Annotated in this window: 12 protein-coding genes and 1 tRNA gene; 4 read left to right on the forward strand and 9 right to left on the reverse strand. The window is 35.5% G+C overall.

Features of this window, described 5'->3' with window-relative positions; genetic code table 11:
• The first annotated feature begins 42 nt into the window (after positions 1-42).
• Positions 43-531: a hypothetical protein gene (locus tag NPX98_RS05050; protein WP_269023162.1), complete on the forward strand. Its 489-nt coding sequence runs from the start codon at positions 43-45 to the stop codon at positions 529-531.
• Positions 532-853: 322 nt separating this feature from the next.
• On the opposite strand, the gene NPX98_RS05055 is transcribed toward NPX98_RS05050, so the two are convergent.
• From NPX98_RS05055 to NPX98_RS05070, 4 genes are all read right to left on the reverse strand, one after another.
• Positions 854-929 (reverse strand) — tRNA-Thr (locus NPX98_RS05055).
• A gap of 439 nt (positions 930-1,368) precedes the next feature.
• Positions 1,369-2,727, reverse strand: coding sequence for an acetyl-CoA carboxylase biotin carboxylase subunit (gene accC / locus NPX98_RS05060; protein ID WP_269023067.1), 1,359 nt, complete (start codon positions 2,725-2,727; stop codon positions 1,369-1,371).
• 14 nt (positions 2,728-2,741) lie between these two features.
• Positions 2,742-3,242, reverse strand: coding sequence for an acetyl-CoA carboxylase biotin carboxyl carrier protein (accB, locus tag NPX98_RS05065; RefSeq protein ID WP_269023068.1), 501 nt, complete (start codon positions 3,240-3,242; stop codon positions 2,742-2,744).
• A 232-nt stretch (positions 3,243-3,474) separates the two neighbouring features.
• Positions 3,475-4,368, reverse strand: coding sequence for a DsbA family protein (locus tag NPX98_RS05070; protein WP_269023069.1), 894 nt, complete (start codon positions 4,366-4,368; stop codon positions 3,475-3,477).
• 550 nt (positions 4,369-4,918) lie between these two features.
• Between NPX98_RS05070 and glpD the strand changes: the two genes are divergently transcribed.
• The 3 genes from glpD (at position 4,919) to NPX98_RS05085 (ending at position 9,440) form a co-directional block, all read left to right on the forward strand.
• The gene (glpD, locus tag NPX98_RS05075) at positions 4,919-6,418 is read left to right on the forward strand and encodes a glycerol-3-phosphate dehydrogenase (RefSeq protein WP_269023070.1); all 1,500 of its coding nucleotides are present in this window, start codon (positions 4,919-4,921) and stop codon (positions 6,416-6,418) included.
• Positions 6,419-6,848: 430 nt separating this feature from the next.
• Entirely contained in the window at positions 6,849-7,829 is a 981-nt protein-coding gene (dusA, locus tag NPX98_RS05080; protein ID WP_269023071.1) for a tRNA dihydrouridine(20/20a) synthase DusA, read from the forward strand.
• A 603-nt stretch (positions 7,830-8,432) separates the two neighbouring features.
• On the forward strand, positions 8,433-9,440 hold the full coding sequence (locus NPX98_RS05085) for a nicotinate-nucleotide--dimethylbenzimidazole phosphoribosyltransferase (RefSeq protein ID WP_269023072.1): 1,008 nt from the start codon (positions 8,433-8,435) through the stop codon (positions 9,438-9,440).
• A 391-nt stretch (positions 9,441-9,831) separates the two neighbouring features.
• Here NPX98_RS05085 and NPX98_RS05090 read toward each other — a convergent pair whose 3' ends face one another.
• The 5 genes from NPX98_RS05090 to topA form a co-directional block, all read right to left on the reverse strand.
• The gene (locus NPX98_RS05090) at positions 9,832-10,467 is read right to left on the reverse strand and encodes a uracil-DNA glycosylase family protein (RefSeq protein ID WP_269023073.1); all 636 of its coding nucleotides are present in this window, start codon (positions 10,465-10,467) and stop codon (positions 9,832-9,834) included.
• A 48-nt stretch (positions 10,468-10,515) separates the two neighbouring features.
• Positions 10,516-11,079, reverse strand: coding sequence for a thermonuclease family protein (locus NPX98_RS05095; protein WP_269023074.1), 564 nt, complete (start codon positions 11,077-11,079; stop codon positions 10,516-10,518).
• 560 nt (positions 11,080-11,639) lie between these two features.
• Complete coding sequence (rpmG, locus tag NPX98_RS05100; protein ID WP_269023075.1) at positions 11,640-11,807, reverse strand: 50S ribosomal protein L33; 168 nt, start codon at positions 11,805-11,807, stop codon at positions 11,640-11,642.
• 267 nt (positions 11,808-12,074) lie between these two features.
• Complete coding sequence (gene rnr / locus NPX98_RS05105) at positions 12,075-14,342, reverse strand: ribonuclease R (protein ID WP_269023076.1); 2,268 nt, start codon at positions 14,340-14,342, stop codon at positions 12,075-12,077.
• Between the two features lie 3 nt (positions 14,343-14,345).
• A complete protein-coding gene (gene topA / locus NPX98_RS05110) occupies positions 14,346-16,946 on the reverse strand; it encodes a type I DNA topoisomerase (RefSeq protein WP_269023077.1) in 2,601 nt (866 codons plus the stop codon).
• Positions 16,947-16,972 lie beyond the last annotated feature (26 nt).

Raw genomic sequence — 16,972 nt, forward strand, 5'->3', positions numbered from 1 at the left:
GTGGGATAAAAATATAAAACCAGTCATTAAGGTGAGTTCATGATGGTTACACAAAAGCACTATGCTAATACACAGACGTTAGTCGATTATTTGTCTCATTCTGCAGCTAGGTTATTGGATATTCATGCTATGCTTTTGAAAGCAAAAAAGGATAACATGGGGGGAAAATCAGATTTGTTGAATAAAATTGATTCTACGAAAAAACAGTTGGATGAAATAAGTTATGCTCTTATTTTAGAGTATCGTCAGCGTCAAGAAAATGAGCGTTTTTTAAAACAAATTTTGACTTCGATTTCAGATCAACTTTTTTCACTTAATAATGGTTTTAAGGAAACAGGACGCCTTTTTTTTCAAGAAATTAGAATACTTCAATCTCAGATGCAGTGTTTTTATGAAGGTGGAGAGAAGCAATCTGCGTCAACCGACAAAGAAATTTCTTATCCCCCATCAAAAATTGACGAAATCATTGTACAATTGCAAAAAACAAGAGAAAGGCTTGCTTTTGAAAGTCCACATCTCTTTAAAAGATAATGCTGTATAAGAATATCTTCTTTATTGAAAATTTTTACAGAAATGTTTGAAAAATTTTAAAAATTTAGAAAAGAATCAAAATAAGATTTTTTTATTGTGCTCTTCGTTAGAATACAGGTCTAAAAATAATTTTTGAAGTAGAGGGGCACGACAAACCGCAGAATCGCAGAACCTTTGTAAATGCAAACGATTCCAATCAGAGGACCAGATATTTTGCAGATCATAAATGATTCACATAAATAAGGTAGACTAGCTAGCGGGCAGATCAAAAAATGATTAAAGTAGCTAACTTACAGATTTTATTAAATTCTTTAAGATGAAGTGGTGCCCCCAGAGAGACTTGAACTCCCGACCCCCTGATTACAAATCAGGTGCTCTACCAACTGAGCTATAAGGGCAACAATGCATTAGAATTAGCATAAACTTACAAAAAGGCAAATAGAAAGTTATAAATTTTGCTACATCTTTTTAAGAAATTATATCCTAGATTATAAAGTAACCGAATCTTTTATCACTTTATTATCTTTTATAAAATTTTTTAATAATTATTACTCTATTTCCAATAAGTTAAAAAAATCCTTTATCTATAAGTTTTGATTTTTATAACATTACTTTAGAAATTTTATTGCATCAAAATAAATGAGGCATTTCGTATTAAAGGGTGTAAAATTTCATTATTTTGAGTTCCTTTTATTAAATATCTTTTTTATACACCCATTATTTGTAAGAATATATTCCATTAAGTATTACTTCTTATAGCAAGGATAATAGCACCAAGATGCATCTAAAAAATATAAACTATACTTTAAGGAATTGCTGCTTAATATTTCTTATTGTTCACACTTTTGGTGAATCTGACTTATTAGAGAGATATTTCTCTAGCCAGTGAATGTTATAATTACCTTCTATAATATCTTGATTATTAATGAGATCGTGAAACAGAGGCAAAGTGGTTTTGATTCCATCAATTACAAATTCATCCAAAGCACGCCGTAAACGCATCATACATTCTAAACGTGTCTGCCCATGAACGATCAGCTTTCCAATTAAGCTATCATAATAGGGCGGAATATGGTAGCCTGAATAGGCTCCTGAATCAATTCGAACACCTAAGCCTCCAGGAGTATGGAAGTGTGTAATGAGTCCTGGCGATGGTGTGAAATTAATAGGGTCTTCAGCATTGATACGACATTCAATAGCGTGGCCAAAGAAGCGAATATCGTTTTGTGCGACTGAAAGCCCTTGGCCAGACGCAATACGAATCTGTTCATGAACCAAATCCATGCCTGTAATTGCTTCAGTTACAGGGTGCTCAACTTGTAAGCGAGTATTCATTTCAATAAAGTAGAATTCGCCATTTTCATAAAGAAATTCAATGGTTCCCGCTCCACGATATCCAAGATTTGCACAGGCGTTTGAAACAATGTCACCAATTTTTTTTCGTTCTGATTCACTAATTATAGGCGAAAAAGCTTCTTCCCATACTTTTTGGTGACGCCGTTGAATGGAACAATCACGTTCTCCTAAATGGATAGCATTACCAGCGCCATCACCCATAATCTGAATTTCAATATGGCGTGGTTGTTCTAGATATTTTTCGATATAAACTGCATCATTATTAAAAGCTGCTCCAGCTTCTGAACGTGTTGTGCTAAGAGCTACAGAAAGTTCTTGCTCAGAACGTACAACTTTCATACCGCGTCCACCACCGCCAGCAGAAGCTTTAATAATAACAGGGTAACCGATTTCATTTGCAATACGCAAAGCTTCATTATCATCACTGATGGCTTCTTCAGAACCTGGTACAACAGGAATTCCAAGCTTTTTAGCTGTTTTTTTAGCTTCAATTTTATCGCCCATCATACGAATATGCGCGGCCGTTGGACCAATAAATGTAATATCATGAGCTTCCAAAACATCTGCAAACTTAGCATTTTCAGAAAGAAAACCATAACCTGGATGAATTGCATCAGCTCCCGTAATCTCGCATGCAGCAAGAATTTGATAAATATTCAAATAAGAATCACGAGATGAAGGAGGGCCAATACAAACACTTTCATCAGCAAGGCGGACATGCATAGCATCAGCGTCAGCAGTTGAATGAACGGCTACGCTTTTAATTCCAAGTTCTTTACAAGCACGTAGCACACGAAGAGCAATTTCTCCTCGATTAGCAATGAGAATTTTTCGAATCATAACTTTTCCTTGCTTCATTCAACAACAATAAGTGGATCACCAAATTCAACTGGTTGACCATCTTTAACAAAAATAGCGGTTACAGTACCAGAGCGTGGTGATGGAACTTGATTCATTGTTTTCATTGCTTCAATGATAAGTAATGTTTGACCTTCAGAAACATTTTGTCCTATCTCTACGAATGCTTTTTCGCCTGGTGCAGGTGCAAGATATGCTGTGCCAACCATTGGGGATGTGATTGCATCCTTTAATTTGTTTTCTTTTATAGGTGTTTCTATAGGCGTTACAGTAGTCGTTTGAGTTGGAGGAGAAGCTACAGCAGGAGTAGAAATGGGTGCATAAATTGTTTGTTCAGAAGAGGTTAAAGTATTTTGGCGTGATACACGAATGCGAAGACCATTCTGTTCCAGTTCAATATTGGTTAGGTTTGTATCATTCAAAATCTCAGCGAGGTCGCGGATAATTGCCGTGTCAATTCCGGTACGTTTTGTCGCGTCCATTTTTTTTGTTGTCATCTTATTTTTAACTCCTTGATCGATGAAGATCGCTATTCTCAAATTTTATGACCAAATATCTTCTCGTGATCTCTTTAAATTTTTTGTATTTAAGATTCATTTTTTCTGATATTTGCGCATATTTCACAATTTTAGATTTCTAATTCATACAATGAGATTTATAAGTTTGTTAATAAAGCAGAAAATGCTATATAAAATATCCCTTCAATAGGTTTGAGAGCAATATAGATATTCATTGTACGCTTTTTATTGCGGCTTTCAAAAGATCTTCTCCCACAGCTCCCATAAACACTCTATCACCAATTATATAAGTAGGAGTACCTGAAATATTCAATGCAGAGGCAATTTGAACACTTTTTTTAAAGGATTCCTGTATGTTAAGGTTTGGTATTGCATCGCGCAGCTCTTTTTCATTTGCTCCTAATGCAACTGCTATTTTCATGGCTTTAGCTCCATTTGCGCGACCTTTGCTTGTTAAAAGTTCTTTATAAAATTGAAAATATTTATTAGGAAATTGTTTGCGAAAAGCATAAGCAATAGTATGAGCGTCCACTGAATCAGCTCCTAAAATCGGTAAATCTTTAATAACGACCCGAAGATCCGAGTTCTTTTTTATTAAGTTCATCATATGAGAATGAGACTGTTTACAGTACTGACAATTATAATCAAAGAATTCGACGACTACTATTTTGCCGTTGGGATTTCCTAAAACAGCATCGTCAGGAGATTGAAAAATTTCTTTTTCCCATAATTTGATAGCTTCAGCTTGTTTTTGAGTCTCTTGCTTGTATTGCTTTTCCATCTTTTCTTGGAGGATCATTTGCACTTCAATCATAATTTCTGGATTGTTTAAAAGATAATTTTTTACAATCTGTTGGATATATTTATCATTTGTTTGTTGAATATGATTGTTCGTTATATATGGTATGAGTTTCTCACTAAATTTTGATAAAAAAGCAGGATCTTCGAGAATCTGCATTTTAAGATTTTCTATAGTCGAATGCGTTGGATTTTTTTCTTTTTCTCCTGCTTTTGATAAAGGTAAGCAGATTAAAATACCCAGCACGGTTGTTATTGATAACTTTGCAATGAATGTTATTTTTGAGTGCTGGGATTGATGAGTCATCTGTATACCTTTATATTTTTATTAGAGTATTTATTGGATAAATTATACGGAGAGTATCGTGTATGTGCAATAAGGCATTTAACATAAGTGTATATCTAATAGATTACAGAAAGAATATTAATTTCTTTTTTGATTTTTATGAAAAATATTTATGTAATACACCTACTCTAATAGTTACTTTACTCAGTTCACTTACTTTATTTTTGTAGAGAGGGTATAATTTCTGTAAAATTAAGGTAATACTGTTTATGTATTCATGATGCTCTCCAATGAACACAAGTGCTTTCCAGTTAACACAAGGAAGAGAGATGCTCTAAAAGTATCTATAAAGCAGTTTACTTAAGAGAAGATTTTTTATTTCAGTTCACATCTGCTTTAAAAATTGTTATGCGTATGCATTTACGGAGTTTTTTATGCTCTCTCAAGTGAGTTATTTCTTTTATGCCGAGCATCTACTGTTATTGAAGAGTCACTGATTGTTTTTAACAATGTTTGACATAACATGACCTCTTTTTTAGTTTTACCTTAATATTAATATGAAAGTGGAAAGATGAAGATCACAACGCATTATGATTTGTTTATCATTGGTGGTGGGATAAATGGATGTGGAATAGCGAGAGATGCTGCCGGTCGCGGGTTTTGTGTTGGATTAGCTGAAATGAATGATCTTGCATCAGGCACATCCAGTGCGTCAACAAAACTGATTCATGGCGGTCTTCGTTATCTTGAACACTATGAATTCAGACTTGTTCGTGAAGCATTGAGGGAACGCGAAGTTATTTGGCGTATGGCTCCGCATATTGTGCGTCCTTTGCGCTTTATTCTTCCTTATCATAAAGGATTACGTCCTGCTTGGATGTTGCGCTTTGGGCTTTTTATTTATGATTTTCTCGGCGGTTTGAATCAAAAATTGTGGCGCACAAAAATGGTTAATTTTTCAAAAAAATTTAAAACTGTGCTTAAAGACAATTATCATAAAGGTTTTGAGTATTCTGATGCAATCGTTGATGATGCCCGTTTGGTTATCGCTAATGCGCGTGACGCAGAAAAATGGGGCGCCGATATAAAAGTCCGGACGGAAGTTTTATCCTTAAAAATAGAGGGCCAAAAATGGCTTATTACCCTTCGTGATAAGTTGAATGCTCAAGAATATCACGTTACAGCTTCTTATGTTGCTAATATGGTCGGGCCCTGGATTAATCGCATTTTGATAAATGTATTAGATTATAATGGGAATCCACCAGTGAGGCTGGTTAAAGGCTCTCATGTTTTAGTTCCTAAACTTTATGATCATGATCGTGCTTATATTTTTCAAAATGGTGATGGTCGTATTATTTTTTCCATTCCATATCAGGAAGAATTTACGTTGATTGGAACGACGGATTGTGACTATCAAGGTGATCCTTCCGATGTACATATTAGCGATGCAGAAATTGACTATATTTGTGTAGCAGCAAGTGAATATTTTACACAACCAGTATTACGTGAAAGTATTGTATGGACCTATTCTGGTGTTCGCCCACTTTATGATAATGGCGTTTTAAAAGCACAGGAAACAACGCGAGATTATGTTCTCAAAGAGATTGGTAAAGAAGGCGCTCCACGAATTCTAAACCTTTATGGTGGCAAAATCACAACTTATCGCAAACTGGCTGAAGAGGCGATGGAGTTTATTGAAAAAGCTCTTGGTTCCAAGGGAGTGCCATGGACACTGGATTCAGTACTGCCAGGGGGTGATTTCCCCTATAATAGATTGGATATGATTGAAAAAAGGATCTCTTCTTTGCTTCCTGATTTAGATTCTTTTACCTGTCGCAGACTTGCGCGCTCTTATGGTTCAGAGGCGCTTGTGATATTTGCAAATGGTAATGCAGATAGAGGAAAAGATTTTGGACATGGGCTTTATGAAATAGAAGTAAAATGGTTAATGGAAAAGGAATGGGCTAGAACGTGTGAAGATGTGTTATGGCGTCGTTCAAAGCTTGGCCTTTTATTTAATAAGCAAGAAGTTGATATTCTTGCTACCTATATAGAAGGTAAAAACAAATAAAGTAAACTGTGATTATATTACCTGTCCAGTGCTCAAATCTATTATGAAGATATTTTCGATATAATACTCAAGGTATTATAAAGAGATAGGATTGCCGTTGTAAATTTATTGTTTTATTCAGTTTACAGTTGTCGTTCTTATTACTACAGTTTATAGTTATAATTTGATATTTTGTATCATCAATTACAGTATTGCATGTTGTCGTTAATCTATCACATATTAAAAATTATTGCATTAGAAGCACTATATTGTGCTAGAATCCTGTTGATTTTGATAAAACGAGATAAATTGAAAAGATCATTTAGATATAATTTTGCTTTTTCATCATCCAGCTGATAGGCAAAAGCAACAAAATTGTTATGCAGAGTGGAAAAATCGTTTACTCGTATGCATAAGAGGATAATAATGGAAATTTGTAAGTAACGCTTTTATGACATTGTATAGTTCTCCATCGTTGGTAAAATTCGCGGTAGCACCAATGTTAGAGTGGACAGATCGGCATTGCCGATTTTTTTATCGTCTCTTAACAAAAAAAACTCTGCTTTATACTGAAATGATTGTAGCAGATGCTGTGATTCATGGTTTTCGTGAAAAATTATTGGCTTTTAGTGATCAAGAACATCCTATTGCATTGCAATTAGGGGGAGCAGATCCGCAAACGTTAGCAGAGGCTGCACGAATTGCAGAAGATTTTGGTTATGATGAGATAAATCTCAATGTTGGCTGCCCATCAGATCGTGTTCAGGCTGGCACATTTGGCGCTTGCTTAATGCTAAATCCTGATAGTGTGGCGCGTGCTGTAGAAGCGATGAAGCGAGTCGTTACCATATCTGTAACTGTCAAATGCCGTATTGGTGTGGATGAGCAAGATGAAGAAGAATCCTTAGATTGTTTAGCTAATCGAGTGTGGAATGCTGGCTGTGATGCACTTTGGGTGCATGCGCGCAAAGCGTGGTTAAAAGGATTAAGTCCGAAAGAAAATCGTGATATTCCACCCCTTAATTATGAAAGAGTTTATAGATTAAAGAATAAATATCCTAATAAATTCATTGGTATAAATGGTGGTATTAAATCAATTAATCAAATAAAAGAACATTTAAAATTATGCAATGCTGCTATGCTGGGACGGCATATTTATCATAATCCAGCTTTGCTATACCTTATTGATTCTGAAATATATGGTGAACCACAGAATAATCTTAGCGATTGTGATATTATAGATGCCATGTGTGATTACGCTGCTAAACATATTGCATCTGGTGGTCGTCTTTCTCATGTAACACGCCATATGATTGGTTGGTTTTATGGTCGGAAGGGTGCACGTCGATGGCGACAAATATTATCAAGTGATGCAACAGAAAGAGATGCAGATGTGCACATTTTAAAAAAAGCTTTTTTAGCTCTTACTTAAAATAAGTTTTATTATAATATTTTATAATAAATAATTTATATAATAAATTGTAATTTATAGATATTTTATAACTAATTTAAAAATTTTAAAAAATAGATTTAAATATCATTATTTACGATAATGAAATGCTTTTAAGATTTTAGAAAAACAATATATATCACAGATAGATAGTTATTGCGGATAAAATTGTTATGAGATGGGATTTTTTGAGGATTTTTAAAGTAAAAGTAATATATAAATCACTAGCGAAAACCAGTCTCAATATACTGTAGTCCGATATACAAATTATTTAAATGGCTTTATGTTTTTTTTGTAAAAAGCATTTGTAGCGCTACTGTTTAGATTATTTTTGTTAAATATGCTCGTGAAGCTGGTTATTATATATCCTGATCAATGAATAGAGAAGTCAGTTTATATTATGGGCAAATATTGTCAGAATCTGTAAAATTAGTAGCCAAGAAATGGCAATTTTGTTAGAAAGCCTAACTTATAAATAATTTCCTTAATAACAGTGGTATGTTGATAGCAATTTTTTAAAAAGCACAAATTATTTGTACCCTGTCTATCAGATAAGATTCTAATTAGCTTTGAAAAAGGTGTTTTATGACTGCCAGTCCATTTGATGATTTTCGTGCTTTACTGACAAATTTACCTGTTGCTGATGAGTTTGCTACAATTTTGGCAAAAAAACGGCAAGAACAATTAACAAAGGTGCAGGGAGAGCTAGGAAAATTAGGCGATATTGCGGTTTGGTATGCGGGATGGAGAGGTGGAGAAACGCCAGTCATAACACGGCCTTTGGTGGCTATTTTTTCTGGTAATCATGGTGTTATAGATGAACATGTTACACCATTTTCACAGTCTATAACGCAGCAGATGGTGGAAAATTTTACAATGGGTTGTGCTGCTATTAATCAAATCTGTGTGGCTTATAATCTTGGACTAAAAATTTTTGATTTAGCACTGGAATATCCAACAATGAATATTACCAAAGATGCAGCAATGGATGAGCGCAGTGCAGCTGCAACAATGGCATTTGGAATGGAATCAATTGCTGGGGGAACGGATCTTTTGTGTATTGGTGAAATGGGAATTGGTAATACAACGATAGCTTCAGCTTTATGTTTAGCTTTATTTGGTGGAGAAGCTGAAGAATGGACAGAGCCAGGTATGGAGTCTGTAGGAGAGTTTTATGAACGCAAGGTAATAGCGGTTAAAACGGCAGTTTCTTTGCATAAGAATTATTTAAACGATCCTTTTGAAATCATGCGCCGTTTAGGAGGACGTGAAATTGCTGCTATGGTAGGTGCTATCTTAGCCGCAAGAATGGAAAAAATTCCGGTTATCTTGGATGGTTTTGTGGCAACGGCCGCGGCAGCAGTGCTTTACAAAATACATCCCAATGCTCTTGATCATGTTATTGTTGGTCACGTTTCTTCTGAATCAGCGCATCGTAAACTTTTAGAAAAAATAGCAAAAGACCCTCTTTTAGATTTGAGGATGGGTCTTGGTGAAGGAACGGGGGCGGCTATAGCGGCTGGTATCGTTAAAGCTGCTGTTTTAATCCACGCACAAATGGCTATTTTCAATAAGCAGGCGCAAGCTGTTTAAAAACATTATCATAATATCGGGAAAATCTTTTAGAGTTTTGCGTGTTTGAATCTTCATAGCTTTGTATAATGAAGGAGCTGCTCCATTGTATATTCTATTTGTTCTATTATGAAGAAATAGAATATCGTAAGCATTTTGAGTCATTTATTTTTAATAAAGTAGCATATACATTATTCTTTCTGGAAAAATGATAGTATGATTCTTAAATTACCGTTTTTGTGCATTTTTGAATGCTCTACGAACAAGGAATTTTGAAAAGCTTTACTTCTTTAACAATATCAAAAGGTTTAACTTTTTAGTAATATCAGCAATAAAAAGTATGCTGTTTTTTCGCAAAAGATGAATGTTTTTTTACACAAGACTAATGATGTTTTTCTTTTTTGATTCAAATTTATAAGAATTTACGCACCAAATAGCGGAGATCCACAATAAGCTCATTATTAAACCACGAGTGTTTTTGTAACCAAGATGTATTCCGCCATGATGGATGAGGTAAAGGCATAACACGATATCCTCGGGGCTGATATGTGGAAAGAATGTTTTTCCAATCCTGAACAGTTGCTGAGACAGTTTTATGTTTTAGTTCCGCAATATGCCATTTTTGCGCATAACGTCCAATAGCAAGAACAAGCTTTATTTGTGGCATAGATTGAAACACTTTTTCATGCCATATTTCCTGACATTCACGTCTTGGCGGTAAGTCAGCTTTGTTGTGGTTATAGCCAGGAAAACAAAATCCCATGGGGACAATAGCAAACAAAGACTTATCATAAAATTCATCTCTGGTTACACCAAGCCAATCACGTAATCTTTCGCCAGAGCGATCATTAAAGGGAATGGAGCTTTCATGTACACGTAAGCCTGGTGCTTGACCTGCAATTGCAATAGAAGCTGTATGAGATAAATAGACGACAGGATTTGGCTCATGAGGGAGAGGGGGAAAGTACCGTGGATGTTCGATACAAACACGACAAGAATAAATGTCTTCTTCAAGTTTAATAATTTGACCATATTTTTGTTGCTTCATGATAGATAAAAATGAGCGTCATTTGTACAAATAAAGAAATCATTTTGCTTATTTTATGTAAGGATTAGCTTTTCGCCATTCCTGTGGCATTTGAAAAGGTGATTGCCATATACCTTTTTTTTGTTCTTTGGCTTCTTTTTCTTCTTTACGATAGCTATAATAACTTACAGCCCAACCATTATGCACTATTGTTGCATTAATATTGCTGATTTGATCTGTTCTACAGGTGGCAAGGATACGGTCATATTTATCTTTTTTATTCCAATAACAGGTAACAGGTTGGTTAGCTATAAGCTTTTCTAAATATTCTTTGGCTTTCAATCCGCATGGATAACTTCTTTTTTTTATACCGCAAAATTGATGAAGTTCAGGAGCATCAATTCCTGCAAGCCGTATCATAATGGAGAGAATCGCAATTGAATCGCCATCAATGATAGAGGCATTGCCTTTTATAATTCCTCTGGAAACAGGCATTATCTTATGAGGTTGTGTTTGAATATGCTTAAAATGGATTGCTACATCAATGAAAAGAATAGAAGCCGTAAGGATGCTTAAGCTGATAGCTTTTTGCTTAAAATTACCTAAATTAGAAAGAAAGTTTTTTCTTTTCATGAGGTTAAGAAATAGATGTTAAGCACTATCATTTATGAAGCAGATGATAAAACCCACTTTTCAATTCTTCCAATAAAGTGCTTATATTTGCTAGAAACAGGATAGAACCTTAATTAAAACCACTACAATACTTTAAAATTTATAAAAAATAATTACTTGAAATATTTTGAAAAAAACTGCACAGAGCACTTTACAATAGTTTATATGATGACACACTCGGAAAAGATAGAAACCAATTACTACGAGATAGAAAAAACTATAATAAATACGTTAATGATTTCACTTTACGTAAAAGCTTTATGTTGTTTCACGTTATACAAAAATACCCACCGCTCCATTCTATTATTCATTATGGATTACATTAACGTATTCAACAAAATCTTTGGCGATCAAATTTGGATCTAATTAAAAAGCACAGATCCTATCCACATCACCATGGATACAAAAACAAGTAAACCCTCAACGAGTGCTTCCATTATTTTACTCCTTTCCATTTTATGACGCCTAATCACTATGCTTATAATTAAATAGAACGAAGTGTTTCAATAGAATAAAGCCAATTATTTAATTTTTGTTTCTCTGAACTCAACGTGCTTTTTCACCACTGGATCATATTTACGTTTACTCATTTTATCTGTCATCGTACGGCTATTTTTCTTTGTGACATAGAAAAAACCAGTATCTGCAGTCGATAAAAGCTTGATCTTAATAGTTGCTGCCTTAGCCATAATAAATGTCCCGTTTTATACTAAAAACAATCTCATTTCGCTATCAAAATACACCTTTGATACAATTAGATTCTATAATGACCCTATGGATTTTGTAAAGAAAGTCAAGAGCTGATTAGCTTTCTTATCAAGAAGATAATAATTTTTCATATTTTTTGGGGAAAAATAATTTTCAGTGAAAGAGAATATTTTATTTTTTTGCTATCTGTAATTAATACGACATTTTTCTAGAGAAATGCAGCAGAAGTTTGAATCTTGAAGTTTTTTTTACAATTTATGGAAAGCACGATTCCGTTTTTTTTCTATCAATTTGTTTTTGTGGTAGGAAACAGAAGAAAAAGTTATAGGACGAGGTTTTGTTAACATTTCAAAGCATAAGGAACCTGCAAGAGGCTGCACTTCCACAAGTTTTACATCTACTATATCACCAAGTTGATAGCACTTACGACACCGTTTCCCTATAAGAGCATGCTGTGTTTCATCAAAATGATAATAATCATTTTTAAGTGTAGAAATGGGTACAAAACCATCAGCATTTAGTTTATCGAGTGAGATAAAAAGACCCGCTTTTGTAACTCCGGAAATGCGTCCCCCAAATGAATGGCCGACTTTATCAGCCAAATAATGTGCAACAAGTCGATCAACGGTTTCTCTTTCAGCTATCATTGCACGGCGCTCATATGAAGAAATTTGCGTAGCAATTTTTTCAAGATCTTGTTCCTGAGTATCTGTTAAGATATCATCACCTAGTTGTAGAATTTTAATAAGTGCGCGATGAATAATTAGATCAGCATAACGGCGGATTGGTGATGTAAAATGCGTATAGTTATTCAGATTCAATCCAAAGTGGCCTATATTTTTAGGATTATACTCAGCTTGAGACTGTGAGCGCAAAATAACCTGATTGACTAATTCTTGTTGTTGTGTATTCGCGACCTTCTTCAGAATGTTATTAAGTCGCGCTGATGTCAGTTCAGCTCCTCGGGAGAGTGATATTCCCAAACTTTTAAGAAAGCCCCGCAATATTTCCTGTTTTGCAAGAGAGGGCTTGTCATGAATACGATAAATAAAAGGTTGATGATATTTCTTTAATGTTTCCGCCGCCGCAACATTCGCTTGTATCATGAATTCTTCAATTAAACGATGTGCTTCTAAGTGAGGTGGAACCACAACATCTTTAATCTGCCCATTTTCATCAAGAATAATCTTTTTTTCTGCAATTTCTAATTCTAGCGGTTGTCTACGGTTGCGCGCATTTTTGAGATTGATATAAGCTTTCCATAATGGTTGCAAAATATCTTCAAGAAGAAAAGCGGTCTTTTTATTTGTATTTCCTTCAATAGCACTTTGCATCTCTTGATAAGACAATTTGGCTACTGTACGCATTATAATTCGGTGAAAACTATGTTCACGTTTGTTGCCATTGGAATCAAAAATCATACGGACTGCTAAGGCGGGTCTATCTTCTCCTTCACGCAAAGAGCATAAGTTATTAGAAATATATTCTGGAAGCATTGGCACAACACGATCGGGGAAATAAACAGAATTTCCTCGTTTAAAGGCCTCTTTATCTAAAAGACTTCCTGCCTTTACATAATGAGAAACATCAGCAATTGCGACAGTAACAATCCAGCCACCACTATTTGTAGGGTCTTCATCCTTTGTTGCATAAACTGCATCATCGTGATCTTTTGCGTCTGGTGGATCAATGGTAACAAATGGTAACTGCCGCCAATCTTCGCGATTGATTGAGCTGGAAGGCTTCATATTTTTAGCTTGCTCAAGAACATCTTCAGGAAAAATATACGGGATTCCTTTTGAGATAAGAGCAATCATTGAAAGTGCTTTTTCACTATCAATATGTCCCAAAATATTTTTTATTTTTGCACTTTTTAGTCCATAATCAGTGCCTTTGCTCATTTCAATTTCAACGAGAGCACCAGATTCTATATCAATTTCTGAAGGTGTATCGAGAAGAAGTACGTTGAATTTGCGTTCTATAGGTTCAAGAAGCAATTGGCCATTTTCTAATTTTCTTACTACGCCAAGGGTGGTTGTTTCTTGCTTATTAATTTTACGGATAATTTGTCCTGTATAGGGGGCACTATGAAGAACCTTTTTTCGAAAAACTTTTACAAGAACATGGTCTCCAATACCAACATTGACTTCTTTTTTACGACGAGAAGAGAGAATTACAATGTATGGCTTTTGATCACTTTTCCACTCAAGGGGTTGAGCAATAAAACCACCATTGTTATCAAAAGCACTAATTTTTGCTAAAGTAATTGGCGGCAATTTTTCTTTGGTTATGACTTTTTTACGTTGTTTTGATATGAGTCCATTTTCTTTTAAATCACGTAATACGTTTTTTACCCAAATACGAGAATCGCTTTTCAAGTTAAAAGCTTTGGCAATTTCGCGTTTACTTGATAGGTTAGGATTCTCAGTGATAAAGGCAAGAATGTCTTGTTTATTGGGTAATCGTTCAATATTGAGTGATTGTGAATGTTTTGTATTTTTTTTGCCTTTAGCCAAAATTTACGCCTCTTTTATTTTGGAGGAAGTTTTTTTCTGTGTTGTTTTTTTCTTTGAAGCTGCTTTTTTAGTTGTAACTTGTAGCTTTTTGGGCTTAGATTCTTTGATCGATATAAGTTCTAACGCTTCTGAAAGCGTTACACACATTGGATCTTTGTCTTTTGGCAATGTTGCATTAATTTTGTTCCAATTAACATACGGGCCGTAACGCCCATCACGTATGGTAATTATTCCACCATCTGGATGATCCCCTAAGGTTGCAAGCGTGGCAGCGACTGGCTTGCTTCTTTTTGTTGTATTATCTTGTTTTTCAGCAAGCACTGTAACAGCACGATTGATTCCAATATCAAAAACTTCATCTACATTAAGAAGATTTGCATATTTTCCATCATGAGCAAGATAGGGGCCATATCGCCCAATTGAGGCTGTAATTATTTTCCCGGTTTCTGGATGAATTCCAATTTCACGGGGAAGTGCTAGTAAAGCTAAGGCTTTATCAAAGCCAATATTTTCTATTTTCCACTCTTTGGGCAATCCTGCACGTTTGGCTTCTTTGCCCTCACCAAGTTGAAGATATGGACCAAAGCGACCATTACGAAGAGAGATATCTTTTCCCGTTTCAGGATCAACACCAAGCACAACAGGTTCATCAGTGAGCACAGTTTCATTCTCTTCTCCTGCATCTGAGCCAAGTTGACGTGTATATCTGCATTCAGGATAATTAGAACAGCCAACAAATGCACCATAACGGCCTAGTTTTAGGGATAATTGGCCGTTTGTACAAAGAGGGCAGGAACGAAAATCACTTCCGTCTTCACGCTTAGGAAAGGCAAGAGGCGCTAAAGCTACGTTTAAAACATCAAGGACATTCGTTATGCGTAGTTCTTGGATATTCGTAACGGAAGCATTAAATTCATTCCAAAAATCGCGTAAAACATTTTTCCAAGAAAGTTTTCCATCTGATATAAGGTCCAGTTTTTCTTCAAGGTCTGCCGTGAAACCATATTCTACGTAGCGATTAAAGAAATTTTCAAGAAAAGCTGTAACAATGCGTCCTTTGACATCAGGAATAAGCTTGCGTTTATCAACGACGATATATCCACGATCACAGAGTGTTGCCAATGTCGATGCATAAGTTGAAGGTCGGCCAATTCCTAAGTCTTCAAGTTTTTTAATTAATGAAGCTTCAGAATAACGGGGAGGCGGTTCCGTGGTGTGTTGTGTCGCTTCAACCTTTTCTTTTGTAAGTATTTCATCAACGTTGATTTGTGGCAAACGTGCTCCATCCTCATCGCTGCTTTCTTCGTCTTGCTGATCCGTATAAGCGGAAATAAAGCCATCGAAACGAACAATAGAACCAGTTGCACGCAGATTTGCGAGATCTTCTCCTTGACGCGCTTCAATTTCAATTGTTGTACGCTCGATTTCAGCAGAACGCATTTGGCTAGCAATAGCGCGCTTCCATATCAATTCATAGAGTTTTGCTTGATCGCTGTCGAGAAAATTGCGTACTTGATTGGGATGACGTTCAAAATCTGTTGGGCGAATAGCTTCATGTGCTTCTTGTGCATTTTTTGCTTTTGTTGAATAAAGACGTGGTTTTTCAGGAAGATAATTGCCACCAAAGGATCCACTAATCACTTTTCGTGCCGAATCAATAGCTTCTGACGCCATTCGTACACCATCAGTACGCATATAGGTAATAAGACCTGCCATCTCACCATTAATTTCAATACCTTCATAAAGCTTTTGGGCAACTTGCATAGTACGAGAAGCTGAAAAACCTAATTTTGAAGAAGCAGCTTGCTGTAATGTAGATGTTGTGAATGGCGGAAAAGGATTTCTTTTTGTGGGCTTTGCTTCGACGCTTAATGTACGATATTCTGCTTCCTCCAACATAAGGCGGATTTGATCTGCTTGTTCTTGAGATTGAATATCAAGCTTGCCAAGCTTTTTTTGGTTAAATGCTGTCAATTTCGCAGAAAAACCATCATTTTTGGGTGTTCTTAAGTATGTTGTAATTGACCAATAATCTTCCTTAATAAAATGTTCTATCTCTGATTCGCGATCGCAAATAATACGTAAGGCGACTGATTGAACGCGACCAGCCGAACGAGCACCAGGTAATTTACGCCATAAAACAGGGGACAGTGTAAAACCGACGAGATAATCAAGAGCACGGCGCGCAAGGTAGGCATCTACGAGCGATGTATCAAGATCGCGGGGATTACTCATGGCGTCAAGCACAGATTTTTTTGTGATTGCATTAAAAACGACTCGCTTAATAGGTTTGTGCCCTAAAACTTTTTTTTGATTTAGAATATCAAGAATATGCCATGAAATGGCTTCTCCTTCACGATCAGGGTCAGTAGCTAAAATAAGGCTATCAGCTTCTTTGACTGCTTTTGCTATTTCATTCAAACGTTTTGCGGAAGCGGTATCGATATCCCATTTTATGGAAAAGTCTTCATCAGGAATAACAGAACCATCTTTTGCAGATAGGTCACGAACATGTCCGAATGATGCGACTACCTTATATTGAGACCCAAGATATTTATTAATTGTTTTGGCCTTAGCTGGAGATTCAACGATAACGATATCCATAATTTTATCCGAATGTTGAAATAAAA

The sequence above is a fragment of the Bartonella sp. A05 genome (assembly GCF_026930145.1).
Taxonomy (GTDB): Bacteria; Pseudomonadota; Alphaproteobacteria; order Rhizobiales; family Rhizobiaceae; genus Bartonella.

Excerpts from the sequence above, each read along its gene's own strand:
- NPX98_RS05050 (WP_269023162.1), top strand. The coding sequence starts at position 43 with ATGGTTACACAAAAGCACTATGCTAATACACAGACGTTAGTCGATTAT.
- topA (WP_269023077.1), bottom strand. The coding sequence starts at position 16,946 with ATGGATATCGTTATCGTTGAATCTCCAGCTAAGGCCAAAACAATTAAT.
- NPX98_RS05090 (WP_269023073.1), bottom strand. The coding sequence starts at position 10,467 with ATGAAGCAACAAAAATATGGTCAAATTATTAAACTTGAAGAAGACATT.
- accB (WP_269023068.1), bottom strand. The coding sequence starts at position 3,242 with ATGACAACAAAAAAAATGGACGCGACAAAACGTACCGGAATTGACACG.
- accC (WP_269023067.1), bottom strand. The coding sequence starts at position 2,727 with ATGATTCGAAAAATTCTCATTGCTAATCGAGGAGAAATTGCTCTTCGT.
- NPX98_RS05070 (WP_269023069.1), bottom strand. The coding sequence starts at position 4,368 with ATGACTCATCAATCCCAGCACTCAAAAATAACATTCATTGCAAAGTTA.
- rpmG (WP_269023075.1), bottom strand. The coding sequence starts at position 11,807 with ATGGCTAAGGCAGCAACTATTAAGATCAAGCTTTTATCGACTGCAGAT.
- dusA (WP_269023071.1), top strand. The coding sequence starts at position 6,849 with ATGACATTGTATAGTTCTCCATCGTTGGTAAAATTCGCGGTAGCACCA.
- NPX98_RS05095 (WP_269023074.1), bottom strand. The coding sequence starts at position 11,079 with ATGAAAAGAAAAAACTTTCTTTCTAATTTAGGTAATTTTAAGCAAAAA.
- NPX98_RS05085 (WP_269023072.1), top strand. The coding sequence starts at position 8,433 with ATGACTGCCAGTCCATTTGATGATTTTCGTGCTTTACTGACAAATTTA.
- glpD (WP_269023070.1), top strand. The coding sequence starts at position 4,919 with ATGAAGATCACAACGCATTATGATTTGTTTATCATTGGTGGTGGGATA.